General features: G+C 66.8%; 17 protein-coding genes. 5 read left to right on the top strand and 12 right to left on the bottom strand.

The window, feature by feature from the left end:
- Window positions 1-198: 198 nt before the first annotated feature.
- Entirely contained in the window at window positions 199-519 is a 321-nt protein-coding gene (locus ACIHFD_RS60665) for an integrase core domain-containing protein (protein WP_397374706.1), read from the bottom strand.
- 28 nt (window positions 520-547) lie between these two features.
- On the opposite strand from ACIHFD_RS60665, the gene ACIHFD_RS60660 reads away from it, so the two are divergent.
- Entirely contained in the window at window positions 548-1,036 is a 489-nt protein-coding gene (locus tag ACIHFD_RS60660; RefSeq protein WP_397374705.1) for an FtsX-like permease family protein, read from the top strand.
- A gap of 311 nt (window positions 1,037-1,347) precedes the next feature.
- Here ACIHFD_RS60660 and ACIHFD_RS60655 read toward each other — a convergent pair whose 3' ends face one another.
- The 3 genes from ACIHFD_RS60655 to ACIHFD_RS60645 all read right to left on the bottom strand — a co-directional run bounded on the left by ACIHFD_RS60655 (window position 1,348) and on the right by ACIHFD_RS60645 (window position 4,037).
- Complete coding sequence (locus ACIHFD_RS60655; RefSeq protein ID WP_397374704.1) at window positions 1,348-1,896, bottom strand: RICIN domain-containing protein; 549 nt, start codon at window positions 1,894-1,896, stop codon at window positions 1,348-1,350.
- 252 nt (window positions 1,897-2,148) lie between these two features.
- A complete protein-coding gene (locus tag ACIHFD_RS60650) occupies window positions 2,149-2,328 on the bottom strand; it encodes a hypothetical protein (RefSeq protein ID WP_397374702.1) in 180 nt (59 codons plus the stop codon).
- A 398-nt stretch (window positions 2,329-2,726) separates the two neighbouring features.
- Window positions 2,727-4,037, bottom strand: a complete 1,311-nt coding sequence (locus ACIHFD_RS60645; RefSeq protein ID WP_397374701.1) for an alpha/beta hydrolase — start codon at window positions 4,035-4,037, stop codon at window positions 2,727-2,729.
- A 557-nt stretch (window positions 4,038-4,594) separates the two neighbouring features.
- Between ACIHFD_RS60645 and ACIHFD_RS60640 the strand changes: the two genes are divergently transcribed.
- Together ACIHFD_RS60640 and ACIHFD_RS60635 are read left to right on the top strand one after the other, a co-directional pair.
- Window positions 4,595-6,967 carry a S1 family peptidase gene (locus tag ACIHFD_RS60640; RefSeq protein ID WP_397374700.1) on the top strand — a complete coding sequence of 791 codons (2,373 nt, stop codon included), beginning with the start codon at window positions 4,595-4,597 and terminating at the stop codon, window positions 6,965-6,967.
- Window positions 6,968-7,056: 89 nt separating this feature from the next.
- Window positions 7,057-11,142, top strand: a complete 4,086-nt coding sequence (locus ACIHFD_RS60635) for a DddA-like double-stranded DNA deaminase toxin (protein ID WP_397374698.1) — start codon at window positions 7,057-7,059, stop codon at window positions 11,140-11,142.
- 279 nt (window positions 11,143-11,421) lie between these two features.
- Here ACIHFD_RS60635 and ACIHFD_RS60630 read toward each other — a convergent pair whose 3' ends face one another.
- Window positions 11,422-13,194: a right-handed parallel beta-helix repeat-containing protein gene (locus ACIHFD_RS60630; protein WP_397374697.1), complete on the bottom strand. Its 1,773-nt coding sequence runs from the start codon at window positions 13,192-13,194 to the stop codon at window positions 11,422-11,424.
- On the opposite strand from ACIHFD_RS60630, the gene ACIHFD_RS60625 reads away from it, so the two are divergent.
- Entirely contained in the window at window positions 13,172-13,564 is a 393-nt protein-coding gene (locus ACIHFD_RS60625) for a hypothetical protein (RefSeq protein ID WP_397374695.1), read from the top strand. The genes ACIHFD_RS60630 and ACIHFD_RS60625 overlap by 23 nt on opposite strands.
- Before the next feature lie 353 nt (window positions 13,565-13,917).
- Here the strand turns inward: ACIHFD_RS60625 and ACIHFD_RS60620 are convergent, their stop codons facing one another.
- Window positions 13,918-15,168, bottom strand: a complete 1,251-nt coding sequence (locus ACIHFD_RS60620; RefSeq protein WP_363982508.1) for an MFS transporter — start codon at window positions 15,166-15,168, stop codon at window positions 13,918-13,920.
- A gap of 278 nt (window positions 15,169-15,446) precedes the next feature.
- Window positions 15,447-15,752: a CHRD domain-containing protein gene (locus ACIHFD_RS60615; protein ID WP_397374694.1), complete on the bottom strand. Its 306-nt coding sequence runs from the start codon at window positions 15,750-15,752 to the stop codon at window positions 15,447-15,449.
- A 279-nt stretch (window positions 15,753-16,031) separates the two neighbouring features.
- Between ACIHFD_RS60615 and ACIHFD_RS60610 the strand changes: the two genes are divergently transcribed.
- On the top strand, window positions 16,032-16,391 hold the full coding sequence (locus ACIHFD_RS60610) for an MEKHLA domain-containing protein (RefSeq protein WP_397374692.1): 360 nt from the start codon (window positions 16,032-16,034) through the stop codon (window positions 16,389-16,391).
- Between the two features lie 378 nt (window positions 16,392-16,769).
- Here the strand turns inward: ACIHFD_RS60610 and ACIHFD_RS60605 are convergent, their stop codons facing one another.
- The 5 genes from ACIHFD_RS60605 to ACIHFD_RS60585 are packed head-to-tail and all read right to left on the bottom strand — an operon-like array spanning window position 16,770 to window position 22,078.
- Entirely contained in the window at window positions 16,770-17,981 is a 1,212-nt protein-coding gene (locus ACIHFD_RS60605) for an ADP-dependent glucokinase/phosphofructokinase (protein WP_397374691.1), read from the bottom strand.
- Window position 17,982: 1 nt separating this feature from the next.
- Window positions 17,983-18,843: a ketose-bisphosphate aldolase gene (locus ACIHFD_RS60600; protein ID WP_355208712.1), complete on the bottom strand. Its 861-nt coding sequence runs from the start codon at window positions 18,841-18,843 to the stop codon at window positions 17,983-17,985.
- Between the two features lie 54 nt (window positions 18,844-18,897).
- Window positions 18,898-19,749, bottom strand: coding sequence for a carbohydrate ABC transporter permease (locus tag ACIHFD_RS60595; RefSeq protein WP_350732893.1), 852 nt, complete (start codon window positions 19,747-19,749; stop codon window positions 18,898-18,900).
- A complete protein-coding gene (locus ACIHFD_RS60590) occupies window positions 19,746-20,741 on the bottom strand; it encodes a carbohydrate ABC transporter permease (RefSeq protein WP_397374690.1) in 996 nt (331 codons plus the stop codon). Before ACIHFD_RS60590 ends, ACIHFD_RS60595 begins: the two co-directional genes overlap by 4 nt.
- A gap of 29 nt (window positions 20,742-20,770) precedes the next feature.
- Entirely contained in the window at window positions 20,771-22,078 is a 1,308-nt protein-coding gene (locus ACIHFD_RS60585) for an ABC transporter substrate-binding protein (RefSeq protein WP_397374689.1), read from the bottom strand.
- Window positions 22,079-22,322 lie beyond the last annotated feature (244 nt).

Below are 22,322 nucleotides of genomic sequence, written 5' to 3'. Positions count from 1 at the left end.
CACCAACGCCCTCAAGAACAACGGCAGCACCGAACTCGACATCCACGCCACCACCTCCAACGGCGACATCACCGCCCGCAGCCTGTGACCCGCAGCCTCCCAAGGAGAGGCAGACCAAGCCCACCGACGACGAACAGCCCCGGTCCATCCACGCGGACCGGGGCCGTTCCAGGTGTGGGTGCCCAGAAGTCGGCTACCCTATGCGACCTGCACGTATTCGTGGATCAGTCCACCGAGACGATCACGTCGGATGACCTTGCTGTCGCCCTCAACAGGATCGGGAAGGGCTCGCAGCGGAGCGGCCTGGCCCAGGGAGCGATGCGGGCGATGCTCATTGGAGTGGGCCTCGTAGGTCGCCAGCACGCGCCGTAAATGGCAGGCGTTGACGATGAGGATCCGATCGAGGAGTTCTCGGCGCAGGCCGCCGATCCAGCGTCCGGCAAACGTGTTGGCCCGCGGAGCGCGAGGTGGCGACTTGAGGACGCGGATGCCTGCGGCCGTGAAGACTTCGTCGAACATCGTGGTGAACGTGGTATCCCGATCGCGGATGAGGAACCTGAGCTCCTCCGCCCTGTCCCCCAGCTCGATCATCAGGTTCCTGGCCTGCTGCGCAACCCACGGCCCGGTCGGCGCCGTCCGTGAGATCGGCTCCCCGGCCGCCGCCTACACCACCAAGACCGCCTTCGAACAACACGCCGGCCCCGCACGCGATCTGCGCATCGCCACCTCCGACACCGCAGCCGTGCAACGCGTGCTCCGCGACGCCCGCGTCGAGGGTGGGCCCCTGGCCACCACCGAGTTGCGCGAGGCCATCGACGGCCACATCTTCGTCCTGATCAGCGCGGTGACCGCCATGGCGGTGCTGATGGCGATCGTCGGTGTGCTCGGCCTGACCGCCGCCACTGGCACCAGCGTGGTGGAGCGCACCCGCGAGTTCGCCGTCATGCAGGCCATCGGCGTGGACCCTGACCGCTGTCGCCGGCTCGGCCCTGATCCGGCAACTCCACGGAGGATGAAGTGTCGGCGCCAGCGGTGAGCTTTCACCGCTCTGGCTCCGGCCCGAGCGTCGCGGCGTGGACGCTCACATCGGCTCAGGTCCATGGCGGCCGGACGTAGCAGGGCAGAGGCAGATGTGGGCCGGCAATACATCCGACACATCCCCCGCCGACAGCCCGAACTGCCGTAGGACCAGCGAAGGCGGTCACACCGGCAGCCCGGCCCGTGCTTCATCGCCGTCCTGGCCGCCCTCAAGCGGACAAGGTCACACTTGCGGGCTCTCCCGAGCCCGCAATTGTGACCGGCGATCATCGCCGCGCCGCACCGCGGCATAGGTCCGGAAGGGTGGGCTCAGCCGTAGTAGTCGCGGATTTCCCAGAAGCGGGAGGGATGGCCGTCGCAGGTGTACTGGACGGCCTCGATGTTGTTCTCGGTGCTGACGCCGCCTGCGATCGTGAGGCATTTGCCGGTCTGGACGTTCCGGAATTCGATGTGTTGGCCGACCTGATTGCCAAGCGCCCAGTAGCGCGAGGGGTGGGTGTCGCAGGTGTACTGGAGGGCGACGACGTTGTTCTCGGTGCTGACGCCGCCGGCGATCGTGAGGCATTTGCCGGTCTGGCGGTTCTTGACCTGCAGGTACGCGCTGGAGTAACCCCAGACGTCCCAGCGGCGGGAGGGGTGGCCGTCGCAGGTGTACTGGACGGCGTGGACGTTGTTCTCGGTGCTGACGCCGCCGGCGATGGTCAGGCACTTACCGGTCTGCCAGTTCACGAGCTGGACGTTCGACGCGGCCCAGACGGCCGTGGACGACGGCGCGGCGGATGCCGGGGTGGCGGTGGTCGCGCCGAGGGCGAGGAGGGGAGCGATGACGGCTGCCGCGCGAAGAATGTGTGACTTCATGTGACCAGCGTGCGGGCGCAGGGCCGGCATGGCTTGAGTACCTCGTACTCAATGTGTGCCCTGGGGCGGGTTGCTCCGGAGAGGCTGTGGCTTGGGCAGGAACAGGCGCGCGGCCAGGGCAAAAACGGCAATGGAGAGCCCGAAGGGGGGCTCGCAACGCTGACCACCGCCACGAGCCACGGTCTGCCTGCCGCTATGAAGACGGAACGTCCCCCCGTCCTGCCGGGCAGGGGGACAATGGACCGCCGCGCGTCACACCGGGCGCTTGGCACCCGATTCGCCGTCGGCCAGCACCATGGCCTTCGGCGGTGATGGTTGTTGCGGCTTGCGGATCACGGTATCCGCATGCGCAGGGGTGATACCCAGCACCAGCACGGCGGCCATGCCGACGGCCGAAGCGGCGGCACGGCGAGTCCAGGTACGGGTCTTCATACGGCTCTCCCAGTCGGCCGATGATCACGACAGTACTGTCCACCAGCATCAGTGCTACATCCCCGCCCGTCCACCCCAGAAGGGCCGGGTGGCCACAAGCGGACAGGCCCTCGCACCCGCAGACGTTCACGACGGCTACGGGCTCGACACTGGATCAGCTGAGCGACGGCCGTCTCACCCTCGGCGTCGGACTCGGAAGCGACCGGTTCGGCGGCGAGCTGTCCAAGACCGGCGAGCAGCTCGACGACCGGCAGCGCGGGCGGATGGACGCCCGGACGGGTAACGGAGTCTACGGCGATGTCCGGTCCCCCGCCCTCAGCGCCCCGCTCGGCCTGGAGCGGGGTCAGCAACGCCTGCCAGGTGCCGTCGGCGGCCGGCGACGGAGCCGCAGAGGGCCCTCATCGCACGCACACCGATCCGGCGGCAGGCAACGCGCCGGTCACCAGGTAGGTGTCGATGCGCTCCGTCGCGCAGGCGGACCTCCGGTATGCGGTGTGGCCGTCGCCGTCGTTGATCAGCAATCCCGAGCCCTGAATGCGTTCTGAAAGGCTGCGCGCCCAGCGGAGCGGGGTGGCGGGGTCGTGAGTGTTGCCGATCACGAGAATCGGCGGCACGTTCCTGATCGTGCTTTGACGCCGCGAGCGAGCCGGAGGGATCGGCCAGCCTGCACACCCCGCGGTCATGTCCCAGAATTCGGACGTGCCGAGCATATGAGGGGCTACGCTGCGGACCTGCCGCATACGTTTGCGCATGTCGGCAAAGCTGTGGATCCCGGGATCGATGTCCTGGCAGAGGATCGACCGGTAGGCGGCTGTGCTCACCGGATCGTCCAGCGCTTGGGCCCGCATGGTCGCGAAGAGTTGGGCGTCGCCCTGCTCAGCCTGCGTGATCGCGGTTGCGAGACCACCCGCGAACTCCGGAGTCATGGTGAGGAAGGCATATGCGGAGTAGCGCAGTTCCTCGGCGGTCAGGGGCCGGCCGCCCGATACGCCGATCGGCGCTCGCTCGGCCGCGGTGACCAGGCGGTCCCACATCTGGCTGACGTCGCGACCGTGCAGGGCGCACGTCGCGGTGCGGTCACACCAGGCGGTGAACCGGTCGAAGGAGTCCTCCACGGCCGTTGCGGCGTCGGTGACCAGCCGTGATGCGGGTATGGCCTGATCGACGGCACCGTCCAGTGCCATCGTGCGTACCCTGCCGGGAAACAGGCGGGCGTACTGTGCCCCGAGCATGCTGCCGTAGGATTTGCCGAAGAAACTGATCTTCGTCTCGCCGAGGGCGGCCCGCACCGCGTCGAAGTCGCGCGCGACGTTCGCCGTGTCCAGGTGTGCCGGCAACGGTCCGGTGGAGGTGAGGCAGCTGCGGCCGGTGGCCGCGTTCCAGTCGACGAGCTGGTCGTATCCGGCCTTGTCCTTCGGGAACTGGCTGATCTCAGGTTTGTGGACGGGCCGGCCGCATCGCAGCGCCGGGATGCTTTCCCCCACTCCACGCGGGTCTATGCCGATGATGTCGAAGCGGCGGCGTAGCTCTTCGGAGAAGGTGTCGGCGGCGTAGTCGCGCACCAGCAGAGCGGCGGGCACTCCCGGCCCGCCCGGGTTGTAGAAGAGGGTGCCCACCCGGGCCGAGGGATCCGTGGCCTTGCGGCGCACGACTGACAGCTTGATCTTGGCACCCGATGGGGCGTTCCAGTCGAGCGGCACCTCGGCCACGCCGCACTCGGCTCCTGGCTGGTCCGCGCAGGCACGCCAGGACACGCCGGCTCTGCCGGAGTCTGAGGCGGAGGTTCTCCCAGAGGCCTGGGCCGGGGCGAACGCGCCGCCCGCCAGGACCGGTATAGCGACAGACACCACAATGCCAATCGTCATGTATCGCTTCACAACAGGGTATGGTTCCCGGCCGCTTCGATGAGATCATCGACCGGAAGTACGATCCCGGTCGGCCGAACGGCTGAACCGGATACCGCAGTGGCGGGATCGACGACAGCGTCGACGACCGTGCGAGTGCGCTTTTGACGATGCGTACTCCCGCTCCGGCCAGCACGGCATCGAAGGCCGCGGTGAACTTGGCGTCTCGGTCACGGATGAGGAACTTCGCTGACGTGCCACCGTCCTGCAGGTCCGAGCTGGGTGACCCATTCTCCTGTGGGATGCGCAGTGACACCGAGGCGCACATGACGAGCGCAAAGGAGGTCTCCGCTGGGCAAATGGCCGCTTTATGTCCGGTAGATGCCCTGGTTCGCAGAGATCGCGAATCTCACAATCGTGCCGTGAACCTCCAGCGAATGATCCGGTTATTACACATCACAGCCCTCTCGTTCTTGATGGCCATCTCTTCGGCGGTGCTCTGGGCGGGGGCGACGCCGGCGTATGCGGTGCGGGGCGGGAGCCCGGTCGCCGACGGTACGTGGGGTTTCGTGGCGAAGGTGAACGTCGGTGAGAAGCACGCATGCACGGGAGCCCTGGTCAGCCCGCAGTGGGTCATCACGGCCACCAGTTGTTTCGCCGCTGAGGGGCAGCCCGTCAAGAGCGGGGCACCGACGGAGGCGACGACGGTGACGGTCGGCAGGACGGACCTGTTCGGCTCGGGCGGGCGGGTGCTGCCCGTGGAGTGGATCCACCCGCACCATGACCGGGATGTCGTGCTGGTCCGGCTGTCGTTGCGGGTACTCGACGTGACACCTCTCGCAGTCAGCGCCACCGTCCCTGCCGCGGGGGACGCGCTACAGGTCGCCGGCTATGGCCGGACCGCTGAGGAGTGGGCGCCCAACCGGCTGCATGCCGCGCCGGTCACCGCCGGGACCGTGGCCGCCGGCTCGTTCGGCTGGACCGGAGCGAGCGGCGGCGAGGCGAGCGCCTGTCAGGGCGACGCGGGTGCCCCGGTGTTCCGTACGGGCGGGAGCCGTCCGGAGCTCGTCGGGCTCAGCATCGGCGCGGGGCAGGGGGGCTGCCTCGGTGCGGCCGGCGACGGGCCGCGCGGCGCCGACGCGGTGCGGGTGGACGACCTGGCGAGCTGGATCAGCCTGGTCGCGGCCGAGCCCACCGCCACCTTCCGGACGTACGGTCCCAGTTCGACCGGGCTCGGCGGCTATGACCTGAAGGATGCCCGCGACCAGGTGGTGGCGTTCGACTATGCACATTCGGGGAAGCTGGATCACCTGCTGTTGTACCGGCCGGGAGCTGGGATGGTCTCCATCCTCAAGCGGGGCGCGGACGGCACCTACGCGCCGGTCTACTCCTCGGCCGACGGTGGGATCGGCGGCTATGACCTGAAGGACCCGGCGGACCGGATCACCGCCTTCGATTACGACGGCTCCGGGAAGCTCGATCATCTGGTGTTGTACCGGCCGGCGACCGGGATAGTGCACATTCTCAAGCACGGCAGTGGTGCCACGTTCACGCCGGTCTACTCCTCGGCCGACAGTGGGATCGGCGGCTATGACCTGAAGAGCCCGGCGGATCAGATCATCGCCTTCGATTACGAGGGCTCGGGGAAGCTGGATCATCTGCTGCTCTACCGTCCGGGCGGGCACACGGCCTGGATCCTCGAGCACGGCGCGGGCAACACGTTCAGAGCGGTGTTCCACAGCTCGGCCGGCATCGGTGGCTATGACCTGCTGAACACGGCGGACCGGATCACCGCCTTCGATTACGAGGGCTCGGGGAAGCTGGATCATCTGGTGTTGTACCGGCCGGGGGCCGGGATGGTCTCCATCCTCAAGCGAGGCGCGGACGGCACCTACGCTCCGGTCTACTCCTCGGCCGCCGGCGGGATCGGTGGTTACGACCTGAAGGGCACGGCGGATCAGATCATCGCCTTCGATTACGAGAATTCGGGGAAGCTGGATCATCTGCTGCTCTACCGTCCGGGCTCGGAGACGGCCTGGGTCCTCCAACACGGCGCGGGCACCACGTTCAGAGCGGTGTTCCACAGCTCGACCGGCATCGGCGGCTATGACCTGAAGAGCACGAGGGACCGGATCATCGCCTTCGATTTCCAGGGGTCGGGCGGGCAGAGCCATCTGCTCCTCTACCGGCCGATGGACGGGATCGCGTGGTTCGTGGGCCGGGCCTATCCGCCTGGGCGGCCGATCCTGGAAACCGTGTGGCCCGTCATCCGCCCGGACTCCATCGTCGAGAACTTCGCCTATCCCGTGGACTTCCATCACGAGTTCGCAGGTACGTCCGGTCAGGACGACTGGGGTACGGACGAGGCCGAGGCGAAGAACTTCCAGCTGATCTCCGGGAACGGCGGGATCATCTGGGTCTCGTGCACCGCGTCCCCGGAGAACGGGGTCGGTGTGATCAAGGTGTTCCCGGGCCTGTTGAACGGCCAGACCGAGGTCGGCGAGCCGCACCTCGGCGTGACGGCGGTGTGCTTCAAGGTCATCGGACCCGCGGGATACGTGAAGCTCCGGATCCCGAACGTCTACGAGGTCCAGGGGGACAGCCGCTCACCGGGAGCCGGCCATGACGTGGACGCGACTGTTGTGAACGTGACGTCCGGCGCGGAGCGCACCAAGCGCGTCGAGCGGGACGAGAGCGAGCAGTTCGGACGTACGGACACCACCTGCGACGAGAACCACCCGGATTATCCGGACAACTGCCGAGAGACCCTCCTGGAACTGCGGGTCGTCAGCTGAGAACGGAACGGCCGACCGGCAGGTGACAGCCGGTCGGCCGTCCAGCCCATTCCTTTGGAAGCATCGACAGGACAGGTGGAGAGACTGCGATGAAGGCGATTCGCGCGTGGCGCGGCAGGGCTTTATGGCAGACGACGAGTGTCGTCGGCGCCGTGCTCTCGCTGCTTCTCGTGAGCAGCCCGATCGTCGAAGCACGGGCCGCGGTGGCGGCGGACCCACCTCGCGCGCCGGCATGCGAACGCCAGGTGGTCCTGGAGGCCTGGGTCACGGGCGGTGTGAACGTCCGTCCGGCCGCGGAGGATGCGCTGCTCGGAGGGCAGGCGGAGATCTGCGCCTTCCTCGCCCAGCTTCCCCGGCTCGCGACGCAGGACGATCGTGAGCAGGTTGGCCGCATCAAGGCCCACGGAGGCCCCGAGGTGTCCGCCGCTGCCAACGCCGCCCTGATCTCGGACAGCTCCGGTGCCGTGGTGGCGTTTCTCGACGGCGGCTGGGAGACCGCTCGGGAGATCGACCTGCGCGCCAGCGTGAACGAGATGAAGGCGGCCGGCGGACCGGAGGTCAAGGCTGCCGCGAACGCGGTGCTGCGCAACGGGTCGCGTACGGCCTTGGGGCAGTTCATCGAGTCGGGATGGCGGCTGCCGTACAGGCTGGACCTGCGGGCGATCGTCAATCGTGCGATGGCTGACGGCGGCCCGGAGGTGCAGGCCGCGGCGAACCGGGCGCTCCAGGACGGCACCCTGGAGATGCAGGAACGATTCATCCAGATCGACTGGGGGGTGGCCCAGGCCCGGGACAACGAGAACCAGACCCTGGGCGATCTCCGGGCGAGCGCCACAGAGGCGACTCGCCGTGCGGCATTCGAGACGATCTCCGCAGTCGCGCAGGCGGAGCGCGCGAAGGCCGAGTCCCTGGCGGCCAAGAACGACGCGCTGGAGGCACAACGCCTCGCCTCGCTGGCTGGACAGGAGTCGGCGGAGGCCAAGCGTCAGGCCCAGCGTGCGGCTGAGGCGGCCGACCGCGCCGCGGTGGCATCCAGCGTCGCCGTACAAGCCGCGCGGGCGGCGGCGGACGCCGCGCGCGCGGCCGCCGGAGCCGCCGGACGCGCGGCGACCGCGGCGGCGCGGGCGCATACGAAGTCCGACGAGGCGTGGGCGGCCGCGTCGGCGGCGGAGCTGAACGCGACCGCCGCCGCCACGGCGGAGATGCACAACCGCATCATGCAGCAGATCGGTCCGCAGATCTCCGCCTGGATCTCGCCCATCAACCAGATCACCGCCGTGACGCAGCAGGCATATGCCGCGGTCGCCGCCGCCGATTCGGCGCGGGCGAACACCGAGGCCGCCGGACGCGCGGCCGAGGCCGCCGGCCGTTATGCGGGGGCAGCCAGCGCCGAGGCGCGGGCCGCGTTCGCCGCGGCCGCGCGGGCGGGAGCAAGCGCGGAACGGGCGAAGCGCGCCACCGCGGAAACGGTGCGTCAAGCGGACATCGCCCAGGACGCGGCCGGCAAGGCGCGAGATGCCGCGACGCGAGCGGTGTCCTATGCGGAGGCGGCGGCGAGCGCCGCGGCGAGCGCGGCCCAGCATGCGGGCAGCGCCGTCAACGCGGCCGAGCTGGCGACGCAGCACGCGAACAATGCCTACCGTGCGGCGGAGGACGCGTTGCAGGCGGCCGAGACCGCCCAAGCCGTCTACAAGTCGGCGCGCGAGGCAGACGCCGAACGGCTCAAGAGCGAGCTCGAGCTCGAGTTGTCCTTCGCCCGGCACATCAGTGCGGAAGCCGCCAAGGCCAAGTTGCAGGACGCTCGCGGCTTCGGAGTGCCGATGGGCCGCTATCACACTCCGCAGATCGATGCGCTGATCGCCGAGGCCGCCGACACGCGGACCGATCCCGCACTGGCGGTCGGCAAGGCGCGGGAAGTGGCCCGGTACTTCGCGACCGTGCCCGGTACGTGGACCAGTTCGGCGGCCATGTCCGCTCTCGGCGAGGACGATGACGTCCTCGTCCTCCAGTTCGTCAGGAGCGGGCTCGCAGCCGCCGAGGAGCAGGACGACCGCACAACGCTGACCGGTCTCATGGTCACCGGCACCCCGGCCATGAGAGCCGCTGCCCAGCACACTCTCGATGGCGGATGGCCCGGCGTCATCGCGTTCCTCAACGACCCGGACTACCCCGAGCGAGCCGCCGAACAGCGGGAGCAGGTCGGGCGGATCCTCGCCGACGCCCGCAGCGCCGGCAACGCCGAGACCGAGAAGGCGGCGAACACCGCCCTGCGCTCGGACGATCCGGACGCGCTTGAGAAGTTCCTGGAAGTGACGCACAACACCACGTACACGATCGACATCCGGTCGAGGGTCGGCGCGATCGCCGGGGATGACTCCTACGGCACCGAGGTGCGGAACGGCGCCCAGATCGCGCTCGCCGGCACGACGGCGATGCAGGTCGAGTTCCTGGAGGTGGATCGGCACCGTGCGGCCGAACGCGACTACGCCACGGCCACACACAACTACATCGCCACCTCCTTGATGATCGAGACCTCGCAGATCGCGGAGCGCGCCGTCGAGTTCGCGCGCACCGCGCAGGCCGCGGCGGCAGAGGCCCGCGGTGCGGCGGAGGAGGCCATCGGTTACGCGGACGACGCCGGCAAAGCCGCCGACCAGGCGCGGACGTACGCAACCGAGGCCGTCGCCCAAGCCCGCGACGCCGCCGCGTCCGCCGAACGAGCCGCGCAGGCCGTTCGCACCGCCGCCGCCGCGACCAAGCAGGCCCAGCAGTCGGCCGGGAAGGCGTCCCTCTCGGCCCGCTGGGCACGCGCCTCGGCTGCTTCGGCGGCAAAGGACGCGGCAAGCGCCTTCGCCGCCTACGACACCGCGTACAAGGCGCAGATCCTGGCCGGCCAGAGCGCGTCAGAAGCGGCTCGCATCGCTGCCGAGGTCTTCGACGACTATCGGGAAGAGGCCAAGGCCCGGCTGAGCGAACTCAAGGCCGAGTGGTACGGACACTGCAAGTGGGGGCCCGAGGACGGCCTGCCCGGATACAACGACTGCAACGCCTACGTCGAAAAGATCCTCAACGATCCCAAGGGGCCACTCCACGACCCGGACGGCTACGCCCAGGAACGGATCCAGCACTGCAGGAGCCAGTTCGTCGGCAAGGCCATGGACGCCTGCATGTCCGTCGTCCTGAGCCCGCTCTTCTACTTCGCGGCAAGGGGGATCTCCGACCGGGAGACCGAAACCCATCGCCTCGCCGAGGAGTACATGGCCCTGACCGGACTGGACCTGCTCAACGGCGCCTCCCAATGGTCGTTGGCGAACAAGTGCAAGAACGCCGTCAAGGGAGGCGTCGTGACCGGGGGGAAGAAGTTCTCGGACTGCATCACCGGCGCCCTGGACCTGTCCGAAGATCCCGACTGGGACAAGTATTCGAGCCAGTGGAAGGGCACCTTCGTGGAGTCGCTCGTCCCGGAGGAGCTGCGGTTCGCCGAGTACAACTCGGAATGGGGAACGATGTACCTGCGCGAGCACCTGTCCGACCGGACCATTCTCTCGGCGATTCACGAGTCCGACCTGGCGACATCACTCCTGCGCATCCTTCCGATCGGATGCGTTCAGGACGGTGGGCAGTGCCCGTACGCGGCTACCGCGCAACAGCTCAGGAACGTGAGCGAGTCGATCAAGCTGCTGAACAATCAGGGCTATATCGTCGACGAGTCCGGGCGGGTGCTCGATGCGAGCGGACTGCCGATCGCGAGCCTGCCACCGATCGATGATCTCGAGAAATGGGCGAACTATACGGTCGAAAGCGGGCTGCACGACGACCTGGCGGCCCTCGAAGACCGTCTCGGCCTGCTGTACAGGCAGGAGTTCGGGCTGCCCATGGCTCCCCCGGCATGGCACCTCGAGACACAGCTCGCCTATCGCGTCGCCACGCGGGAGGTGAAGCTACGCGAGAACACGCTCCGGCTGGTCATGAACAACCGTGGCGGTGTCTGTGACGCGGTGCCGATCAACGGCACCGCACCCGACCAGCAGCGACAGGTCGTGGCCGGGTGCGTCCAAGCCATCAAGATGTTGCTTCCGGCCGGCACGACCATGATCATCTACTACCCCGACCCGGCGAATCCGGCAGAGCTGCTTGAGGTCACCGTGCGTGGCGTCGGCCGCTGGCTGGACTGAACCCGTCGCCGCGCGTTGACCCGGTAGCGGGTCAACGCGCGGTCGTCGAGGCCGGCGGCCGTGCGAAGGTCGGTCCCGGCCATGCCGGCATCCTCCACGAGTGATCATCTTTGGTGATCGTCACTCGCTGGGGACCTCAGAACGGGTGCTTCACGCGCCTTCTCGGGGGTTGATGCTCCCATCAGAGCGGCTGTAACACGGGGTTCCGTGTTACAGCCGCTCTTTCCCAGGAAGGCGGGCGGAGCGGCGTCACCGGGCTCATGTTCTTCAGGTCTTTTGCTAAAGCTTCCCGGGACGGATTGCCACGTCATCGATCTGGAACGCGGGTCCGGCGGTGCTCGCGTTCCAGACAAAGGTCCAGTCGACGCGGGTCGTGCCTGCGGGCGCGGTGAACGTGCCGGCTGCTTCGGTCCAGGCGGTCTTCTGGGCCAGGGAGATGGCGTCGGTACGCAGCACCGTGCCGGACTCGTCGCGCCACCGCACATTCCACGTGACGGCAGGCATGGTCGCCACGGCCTCCCGGTACCACAGCGACACCTGGTAGCTCGTACCGGCGACCACACCGCTGTATCCGGGGAAGTTGTCAAGCGCCACCGCGCTGCCAGACGCCTGGGCGCTGGTCATCTGCAGCGAGCCGGTGCCACCATGCGCGCCGCCGGTCTGGTGCGCCAGGCTGGCCCCGTACCACGGGGCGTAGGGCGAGGTCGTCGAGCCGGACTCGAAGTCCTGCTCGGCGATCGCCGGCGGGACGGGCGTGCCGCCGTCGAACGTGCTGCCGGCGTCCTGGCCGTACTGGGGGCCGACCCACAGCCCGGGCACGATGCGATTGCCCATGTCGGTGACCCTGAACTGCCACGGTCCTGTGTAGGTGTTGTCGTGCCAGGAGTTGTGCGAGTCGTGGACGATCGACTGCTGGATCACGGCGCCCTTGTACGGGGACCAGTCCGGGTACGTACCCCAGTTGGACAGCAGTGCCATGTGCCCGCAGTACTGCGTCGGGCAGCCGCCGTTGACGGCGCTGGGGTCGAAGGCGAACGTGTTGTGGTGGATGTCGACGTTCTTCGTCCACCAGCGGCAGTTGGTGTAGAGCGGCTCGCTGGCGATGGCAGGAGCCGAGCACTGTGAGGTGTTGGTCGGTCCGACGATCAGCGTGCAGTCGCCGGTCGTCGAGGCCGGGCTGTTGCAGAACCGGTCGGCGTTCGCCCACGCGGTGATCCCGCCCCAGTTGTTCTCGAGCCGGTTGCCGGTGATCTCGATCTTGCTGGTCCGCGCTGGCACGCGGGGCTCACCATCCGCCTCGGACAGGTAGATCGCCGCTTCGGGGAACGGGTCGCCCTTCGTTGCCCGCTCGGCGCCGGAGGCCCAGGCGTTGCGGCGGATGGTGTTGTTCCGGATCACGACGTTGTAGCTGATCTCGTAGAAGATCGCGAGCGACTCGTTGTCCTCGATGAGGTTGTCCTCGATGAGGAAGTCGTTGTTGTTGGTGTCCGCCCAGACCCCCGGCCCGTGGTTGCCGTGGATCCAGTTGCCGGTCACGTCGGCACCGTTCACCGCCCAGAACTTCATGCCACCGGTACATCCGCACCCAGGTTCCTGGTGCTCCCAGTCGTCGGTGTTGTTGCCGGTGAACTCGTTGTCCGCCACAACCAGGCCGGTGATGGTGTTGCCTTCTTTGTACGCGTTCAGGCCGTACTGCCCGTTGTCCTTGAGGCAGTTGCCACGGATCTTGTTCGTGGCCCCGGCCATCAGCCCCGCGCCGGAGTTGTTGCGGATCGTGTTGTGCTCCACGACCCAGCCGTCGCCGGAGTCGTGGTTGACCACACCCTGATCGCGCGGCGCGACGAATCCGGTGATGGTCAGGTACCGGATCGTGACGCCGGTCGCCTGCTGAGTGAACGCGTACCGGTTCAGCCGCTGCCCGTCCAGTACCGCGCCGGGCGCGCCGATGAACGTCGCGCCGTTGCCGGGCATGATCTGGGCGTACTGGTCCGTGCCCAGCGTGTGTGTGCCGGTCTCGAAGTAGTACGTGGTGTTCGCCTGGCGTAAGTTCACGCCGCTGTTGTCGCCCGCAGGGACCACGACCGCGCCGGAGGGCGGTGTGGTCGGGCCGTTCAGCGACGAGCTGCCGCAGACCGCTGCCGTTGCCGTCGTCGAATCGGCTGCCGAATCGACCGCGTCGCCACTCGCCGACGTCGCGCCGCCCATGACAACCGTGGCTAGGGCCACCAACGCCACTGGCCAGGTTCTTCGCATTCCTGTTCTCCTCCAGGTCTTGACCAGCCTTGGCCGCACTCGACCGCCGGCCGTCGCCGCTGTAGACAGCGCTCGCGCCTACCCTCAAGATCAAACGCTGAGAGAGTACTGCAGGGCCGATGACGGCGTCCTGCTGATCAGGGACAGCGACAGACATCACCGTCCCTGAGATGTCCCCTCCCGGCACGGCGTAGGCGTTGAGTTCGAGGTAGTCGGCGACCCGACACCCGCGTGTCGACTCAGCACGACGCCGTCATGCCTCAGCGTGCGCTGCACCACCTTGAGTTCGGTACGCAACGCCAACACTCACTACTCCGTGGCATAGGTCGTGCCGCCGGATCAGGTGAGTTGGCACCTCCGACCACGGTGACGGACTGCGACTCGCAATCGCGCGCGTCGAGCTCGGTCGCCGCGTAGCGAACATCCGCCGGCGTACTGACGAGCCGCGGCACTCGTGGCTCGCGCGTTTTCTCCGACCGGCATCCAGGCGCTCCAATCGGCACACCATGACGTTCGAGCGGTTCAAGCCGCCGCCGCTGTCGTCTCGACGCGCCGCGGCGGCACCGCATGACGGACGGTGATGGCGAACAGGAGGAGACCGGCGGCCGTCAGCACCAGGCCCGCCCATGCCGTCGAGAGGGTGCCGAGGCCCGCGCCGAGCGTGATCGAGCCACCGACGGCTCCCAGCGCGTTGGCCAGGTTGAGCGATGCGAGGTTGAGCGCCCCCATCAATGTGGGCGCCTCGGGGGCGTTCTTGGTGAGCAGCACCTGAATCGTCGGGATGGCGAGCATCATGGTCGCGCCGACTCCGAAAAGGGCAGGCATGAGCAGCCAGATCGTTTCGCCTGTTGCGGCGATCGCGATGAGGAACAGCAGGACGCTCCCGTAGCCCAGGACGAGACCCCGGTACGCATAGCGGTCAGCAAGGCGGCCACCGACTTGGTTACCCACCGCCATGCCGACGCCGAACACGGCGAGCGCCACGGGGATCAGCGATTCATCGGCCCGTGCCGCGTCCGTGACATAGGGACCGATGAAGGTGTAGACGGCGAAGATGCTGGAAATGCCGAGCGCGGCGACGACCATGATCACCCAGACCATCGGGCGGCGCAGGGCGCCCAGCTCTTGCGCGATGGGCCCGCCGTCGAGGTCGGAGGTGGCGGGTACCCAGAGGAGAATGGCGGCACCGGCGGCCAGGCCGATCACCGCGACCACGACGTACAGCGCCTGCCAGCCGGCCTGCTGCCCGACGAAGGTGCCGAGGGGCGAGCCGACGATCGTCGCGATGGTCAGGCCGGCCATGACGGTTGCGAACGCCTTTCCGCCCTTGCCCGGACCGTAGACGTAGGCGGCGACGACGGCGCCGGCACCGAAGTAGGCGCCTTGCACCGTGCCGGTGATGAACCGGGCCGCGATCAGCATGCCGACGTTCGCGGACAGCGCCGACAGCAGGTTTCCGACGATGAAGAGAAGGATGAGTGCCAGGAGCAACTGCTTGCGGTTCAGCCGGGCGGCCACGATCGTGATGACAGGGGACCCGATCATGACGCCGACCGCGTAGGCGGTCACGGCGTACGTCGCCTGCGGGATCGAGATGCCCATGTCCGCGGCGAAGAGCTGGATGATGCCGTTGCTGCCGAATTCACCCGTGCCGATGGCGAAGGTGCCGAGCGCGAGAGCGAGCAGGGTGAGCTTCGTGTTCCTGGTGGCGCAGTCCGGCGTGTGGCGCGCTTCCTCGGCTTCGCACTGCGCTCGGTAGGCACTGTTGAGCAAAGGGAGCCCTCCTTGCGGGCGAGTGTGGTGGTTCCGTGCGGCGATATGTCACAGATCGGTCAGGCTCCGTGGGCCCTCGCGCGCCTCGTCATAGCGGATCAGCGCTGTTCCCGTGAAGTTACGCAGGATCACTTGATGAAGAGTGAACGATCACTGGATCCGTTCCCGAGCCGGTCCAAGGCGGATCACCGCCCCCCGTTTCCCGCGCACGCGTATCCAGTCATCGTCAAGAGGCCCTGAAGCATGCGAGAACAGTCAGCCGGGGGCTAGAGATCGGTCTACCAGCGGCCGCCCTTATGGAGCTGGCCACGGACCGCGCCATCGGGGAACTGGGAAGTGTGCAGGTTGGCGTACCAGTTCTTGGGCTTGTTCTTGATGTCCCTGAGCAGGCTGCTCTTGACGCGAACGGAGCCGGAAGCGGTGTTGCCGCGAATGCGGCCGTTGGACAGCAGGTCGATGACGACGGGGCCGTTCACGCCCGCCTTGCCCCGGTGGATGTGGAAGGCGGTCGGCCTGCCGGTGTTCCTCCACTGTACGAAGAAGTAGAAGCGGTCGCCGCTGATGCGGAACTTGGCGACGGCCACGCCGTTGGGGTCGTTGACCTTCTTGCCCCCGTTCGGGCACCTCGTTCCGGCCGAGGAGCCCGGCGGCGAAGTAGTACTTGGGCGAGCTGGTCGTCTGGCTGTGCGCGGTCACCCTGGTGGTCTGGGACGCGGCGGCCGCGGGGGTGGCGATCACCGAGCCGGTGACCACCACGGCTACCGCCCCTGCCGCCGTCGCGCCCGCAAGCACGCGCTGCCACGACATCCGACCCCTGCCCACCGAATGGAAAGCGCGGGATTCCATTTTCCGATCCACTTCTTGTGAAGTGTGCCCAGGTGACATTGGACGCAAGATCCCCTCCGACGCGGCAAAGAACGGTTGCTCCGTGGACTCCGACTTCTTCGACTTGCTGGCGCGCTCCCACCTGCGCTTCGTCGGCACCCCGCTGGCAGGCCCCGAGGCCACGGCGGCTCTCGGCGGAGCCGGACCGGCGGGAGGACCGCCAGGCGCTCCTGGACGCCGTGCGTCGGGACGGCTTCGCGACCGGCTATCGGGGACAGCGCATCGCCAAGTCCGGCCGCCGGTTCTGGATCGAGGACGTGACAATGTGGAACCTGGTGGACGGCGACGGCCTGCTCGTGGGCCAGGCGGCGACCTTCCGACGCCCGCCGGACGCCTGACGCCCGGCACGGCGGAGATCTATGGGGCCGCGGGCCTGGTGCTCACCGCGCCCCGCCCTCGATGCGGTGGCAGCGTGGCAGCGCCCAGAAGCTGTGCGGTCTGCCGGTCCCCACGTCCAGTGACGGGTCGCAGGCGAGCTTCACCGACGTTGACCTTGAACCCTTTCTCACGCGTCAGTCGAAGACGACGACCTGACGCCCGATCACGTCACCTCGGGCCAGCGCCTCGAGCCCTTCGTCTACTCGGTGGTCATCTTCCGGGACATCGACAACGTTCAGTTGGAGGTCCTGGCCGTCGGCGTCTGACGCTTGACGCGGCGCGCGACTCCGCCGTTGGCCGCGGCGACGTACGGCCGGGAGACGCGGGCGCGGATCAGCTCACGAGATGCTCTGACCGCTTGAACCCCTCTGGGAGACCGCGGCGAGGAAACCGCCGACGAACGCGTCGCCGAGCCCGATGGTCGTGGGCGCGGCGACGTCGAGCTCGAAGCCGGGCAGGCAACGAACAACCTCGCCCATTCGGCGTTCCAGAGCCGCGGCGAACTCCACCGCCTCCGTTCGCCTCGGCCGGTTCTGCATGAGTTCGTACTGGTGGTTCGTGTACTCATCGCCGTGGCAGTAGCGGGTGCTGGCGATCACGATGCCCTCGTTCAGTGGCTCCGCGTACTCGCCGGCTCTTTCGCCGAATGCCGCCGACCAGTACTTGGTGTGCACCACCAAGGTCTCCACGGGGATCAGGGCCTGCAGCGATTCGAGGGCACGTGCCACCTCCGCCACGGAGAGCAGGTTGACCGCGTAGCCCAGGTGGGACTGCATCTCGTCTTCGTTCAGTCCGTAAACGTCGATGACTTCCAGAAGCGCGTCGCGGACCCGTTGGCTGAGGCCCGGCTCGTGGAATCCGGCATCCTCGTAGTAGACGACCGCCTCGGCCGGCAGTTGTCGCATGTGCCTTCTCAGCGTGGAAAGACGCCGGTCGAGTGTTCGCCGGTCCCGTATCGCGTTGAATCCCGAGATCAGAAAGACCCGTGCGTCGCCGAGCAACGAGCCCAGCTCATCACTCAGCAGCATGGACTCGTTGTCCGGGTCGTTGACGTAGATCAGTCTGTTCGGAAACGGCGTGTCGATGTCGATGTCACCTGCTCGAACCCGCATGCCCTGGTCGTACTGCACGATCAGGTGCGGATAGAGGGTGTCGTGGTCGCCGCTACAGATGTAGTCGCAGCTTGCCGGCAGCAGGCGGCGGACGATGTCGTTGAGGCTGACCAGGTGCAGGGTGGACGGTACGCCGAGCCGGCTCATCTCCATCGCCGCCCGAACAGAGGTCCCGCCCAGAGTCGTTCGTTTGGGGAACCGCCCGGCGAATGCGTCCAGGCATTCGGAGGAGGCGACGAAGTGCTCGCCTCCTCCGCCCTTTTTGAGGTAGGTGAGAATCGAGATGACCAGCTCACGCTCGTTGGTCACGGTGACCGACGAAGTCAGCTCGGCATCGCGGATCCGATACTCGCCGACCAGTTGCTCCAAGATCGACGAGGACAGCTTGAGTTCGTAGTCGACGCATCCCCCCAAGCCCAGGACTACACGGCTGGTCATGTCAGTAGAGAGATGCCTTGCCGGCCGCTTCGAAGAGGTCGATCTTCTGCCCGGCCACCACCTTCATCGCCTCGATGCACGGCGGCTGGATGGAGTTCGGCTCACGCAGGCCCTCATCGGCCAGGACCTCGCGCATCTTCATGTGGTAGGCGGCCTTGATGTCACTGGAGATATTGATCTTGTTGATGCCGAGCTTGACCGACTCCGCGATCTCGTCGTCGGGATTGCCCGAGCCGCCGTGCAGCACCAGGGGGATCTGGACCCGGTCCTTGATCTCTTTCAGCAGGTCGAGCTTCAGCTCCGGCTTCAGGTTCTTCGGGTAGAGGCCGTGATAGGTGCCGATGGCCACGGCGAGGCTGTCCACGCCCGTCGCCTGCACGAAGGTCACGGCGTCCGCCGGGTCGGTGTAGATGATCGCGTCGCTGCCGTCTTCGGCCTCGCTGTCGGTCTTGCCGATCGTCCCCAGCTCCGCCTCGACCGACAGGCCGACCGCGTGCGCGGTTTCCGTGACCTTCTTGGAGATCGCGATGTTCTCCTCGAACGACTTCATCGAGGCATCGATCATCACCGAGGTGAAGCCGATCCGGATCGCGGTCAGCATCTCCTGATAGGTCGCGCCGTGGTCCCAGTGAATCGCGATCGGCACGGACGAGCGATGGGCCCGCTGGGTCATCGCGGCGATCACGTCCACTCCGATGTGCCGCACCTCGTCGGGGTGGATCCCGATGAAAAGCGGCGCGTTCTTCTCCTCGCTGATGTCCACGATGCCGTTGAACATGGCGTAGTCACTGATGTTGAAGGCGGGCACGGCGAAGTTTCTTTCATTCGCGACAGCCAAGAGCACCTTGCCGGTCGTCAGCATTGCTGTATTTCTCCTTCTGATTAATTGATTGTCACTCGGGACGGGGACGATGTGTCAGGACTTGACCGCGCCGGAGGTGAGGCCGCCGATGAATCGCCGCTGGAAGAGGAGGAACAACACGAGCACCGGGATGGACCCCAGGATGCTCATGGCCATCATCTGGTTCCACTCGTAGGAGTGCTGGCCCATCAGGAGCTGGATGCCGATGGGAACGGTTCGCATGTCATCGGTACGCGTGAGCGTCAGCGCGAACAGGTATTCGTTCCACGAGATCATGAAGGTGTAGACGCCGACGGCGACCAGCCCGGGCACCGAAATGGGCACCAGGATCCGCCAGAGAGCCGTCCAGCTCGACGCCCCGTCCACCTTGACGGATTCATCCAGCTCTCGCGGCAGGGTGTTGAAGTACGCGGTCATCATGATGATCGCATAGGGCAAGGTGAACACCATATGCGTGAGGATGAGCCCCGGATAAGTATTGTACAGGCCGAGCGCCACCACGAGACCGAAATAGGGAATGACGAGTGTGATTGGCGGCACCGCCTGGACGGTGACGATCACGGCGTTGACGGATCGCTTCAGCGGGAAGTTGTAGCGGCTGAATCCATACGCCGCGAGAATCGCCACGAACAATGTCAGCACGGTCACCGACAGCGCGACGATGTAACTGTTGATGAAAAACCTCAACTGGGTCGCGTCGGCCAGGATCACTTTGTAGGCGTCGAACGAGAAGTTCTCGGTGATCAGCCGCGGCGGAACCTGGAAGACTTCCCCGTTGGTCTTGAACGACGTCGACAGCATCCACACGACCGGCAGGCCGGCGAAGGCCGCGCCGACGCACAGGCCTGCGAGCACGGCGATCTTCGCGCCGAGGCGCCGCCTTTTGCGGGTGAGCACGGTGATCACCTCTCCTTTTGCAGGCGAACGTAGAAGAAGGCCAGAATCATCGTGAGCAGCAGGACTATGACGGCGGCGGCGGACGCGGTGGCGAACTCGTAACTGCTGAAGGCCTGCTTGTAGGTGTACGTGCTGAGCATCTCGGTGGCATTCAGCGGGCCACCACCGGTGGTCATCCAGATGAGGGCGAACTGCTGGGAGGTCCAGATGAGATCGAGCACGGCCATGCTGAGGAGCACCGGTTTCAGCTGTGGCAGCGTCACGTTGCGGAACTGGCGGAAAGTGCTTGCGCCGTCGACGGAGGCCGCCTCGTACAGAACGGGCGAGATTCCCTGCAACCCGGCGAGGATGCTGATCATGAAGAAGGGGAAGCCGGCCCAGATGTTGATGAATGTCAACGCCCAGAGCGCCGTGTTCGGCTCGGAGAGCCAGCTCACTTCCTCGCGCATCACGCCGATCGTGGTCAGGATGTAGTTGACCACCCCGGACGGGTCCAGCATGAGCCGCCAGATGACCGCGATCACGGCGACCGTGAACAGCCAGGGCAGGATGTAGACGATGCGGAAGATGGCTTTCGTCACTCCGCCCAGCAACGGGGTGTTGAGCATCGTCGCGAAGGCCAGTCCCAGGCCGAGGTGAGCGACGGTGCTCACGGTGATGAAGATGAACGTGTTCTTCAGTGCTGCCAGGAAGTCCGGATCGGTGAGCACCGTGGTGTAGTTGGCGAGCCCGGCGAAGACCGGATTCTGCTCGACGATCACGTTGTCCTTGAACGAGTAGCTGACCACCATCGCGATGGGGATGATCATCAGTACGAAGATCAATATCAGCGTCGGCGAGAGATAGCCGTACGGGACGACACCCTGCACGGGGAAAGGCCGCGTCCTTCTCCGTCGGCCCGCAGAGGATTCCGATGCCGATTTTGCGGCTCCCGGGGAGGCCGCCGGATCGAGTTTCGCGGTTTCCATCGATGTCTCCTTGGTTCGGGGGCCGCGCCGCACGGTCGGCGCGGCCCACGAAGTACGGAAGGTCAGAGCACCGGTGCCCAGGCCTGTTGCGCCTTGTTGAGGGCGTCGTCGACACTCTGCTTGCCGGTGAGCGCGAGCTGCAGCTGCTCATCGAAGCTGCGCATGAGGTCTTCGGACTTCGGCAGCCCCACGAACTCGTTGGCGGGATAGCCCGCCTTGTAGATGTCGAAGGCCGTCTTGAACAGCGGGTCACTCGCGCTGAAGTCAGGCTCGGCCGTCTTGTTGCCGGGGAAGCCGTTCGCCAACGTGCTCAGCTGCGCATTAGCCTTCTTGTCCATCAAGAACTGGACCAGCTTGAACGCCTCGGCCTTGTGCTCCGAGGACTCGGCGACGCCGATGCCCCAGGACGCGTACGGGATGCCGCGCTTGCCGGTGTAGGCGTCCTCGGCCGGGATCGGCACCACCGTGAAGTCCAGCTTCGGATTGTTCTTCTTGATCAGCCCGATGTGCGCCAAGGAATCGATCACCATGCCGACCTGACCGGTGGAGAACTTCTCGACCTTGTCCTGCTCTTTCATGGTCAGCGCTCCGGGCGCGATGACGCCCGCGTCGTTCAGGCTCTTGACGTATTCCACGGTGCTCTTGACGCCGGGGCCGGTCAGGTCGGGCTTCCCGTCCTTGGTGAGCATGCTGCCGCCCGATGCCCACAGCCATGACATCACGTCGTTCTGGACGCCGTTGGGAACGGCGGTGTCGAGCGGCAGGGCCCAGCCCTTGACGTTGCCGCCGAGCGCGCTGACCTTCTTGGCCGCCTCCAAGAACTCCGTGCGCGTGCTCGGAGGCGTCTTGACCCCCGCCTTCGCGAGCAGATCATTGTTGACGAACAGGGGGTAGACGAAGTTGACCACGGGGATCATGTAGGTCTTCCCCTTGATCTGGATCTGGCTCGCGAGCTGGCTCGAGTCGTACTTCGCGGTCGTCATGAGCGCGGACAGGTCCGCGATGGCGCCCTGCTTGGCGAAGTCACTCACCCATGCGCCGTCGAGGCCGACGACGTCAGGCAGCGTCCTCGACGCCGCTCCGGCCACCAACTGCTGCTTCGTGGACGCGTAGGGGCCGCTCAACAGCTTGACCTTGATGTTCGGGTTCTGGGCCGTGAATTCCGACATAAGCTTGTCGAACGATCCCGCCGGCAGCTCCGGCGCCCACCACTGCGCAAACTCCAGAGTGACGGTCCCGTCGCCGCTCGATCCCGCGCTAGCTCCCGAGCCGGAACCACACCCCACGGCCGTGGCGCCGATCATCGCCACCGCCATCACCCCGAGTAGTCGCCTCGTCCGGCCCTGCAACCGGGTGCTGCCTCCGGTCATCGCGACCTCCTTGCTGTACAGGTGTTACCGGTCTTTGCCGGTTTCCGCCACATTAACAACGCGTGTCGCTACCCCACAAGACCTAGTAACGCAAAAACCCGCTTGGAACCGCACAGTCCGGCATTCATCCGCAAGAGTCGTGCTGGATCACGAGACTTCCAGCGCCGGGAGCCTCGAAGTCGGCAGCATCTCGCCTGAAAGAGGCAGTGTTGTGCGGTAGTCTGCAGTTCTAGGCCTGTATCAC

The organism is Nonomuraea sp. NPDC051941, from assembly GCF_044593615.1.
The sequence above is the reverse complement of the archived record's forward strand: the minus strand, read 5'-3'. Positions and strand labels throughout refer to the sequence as shown.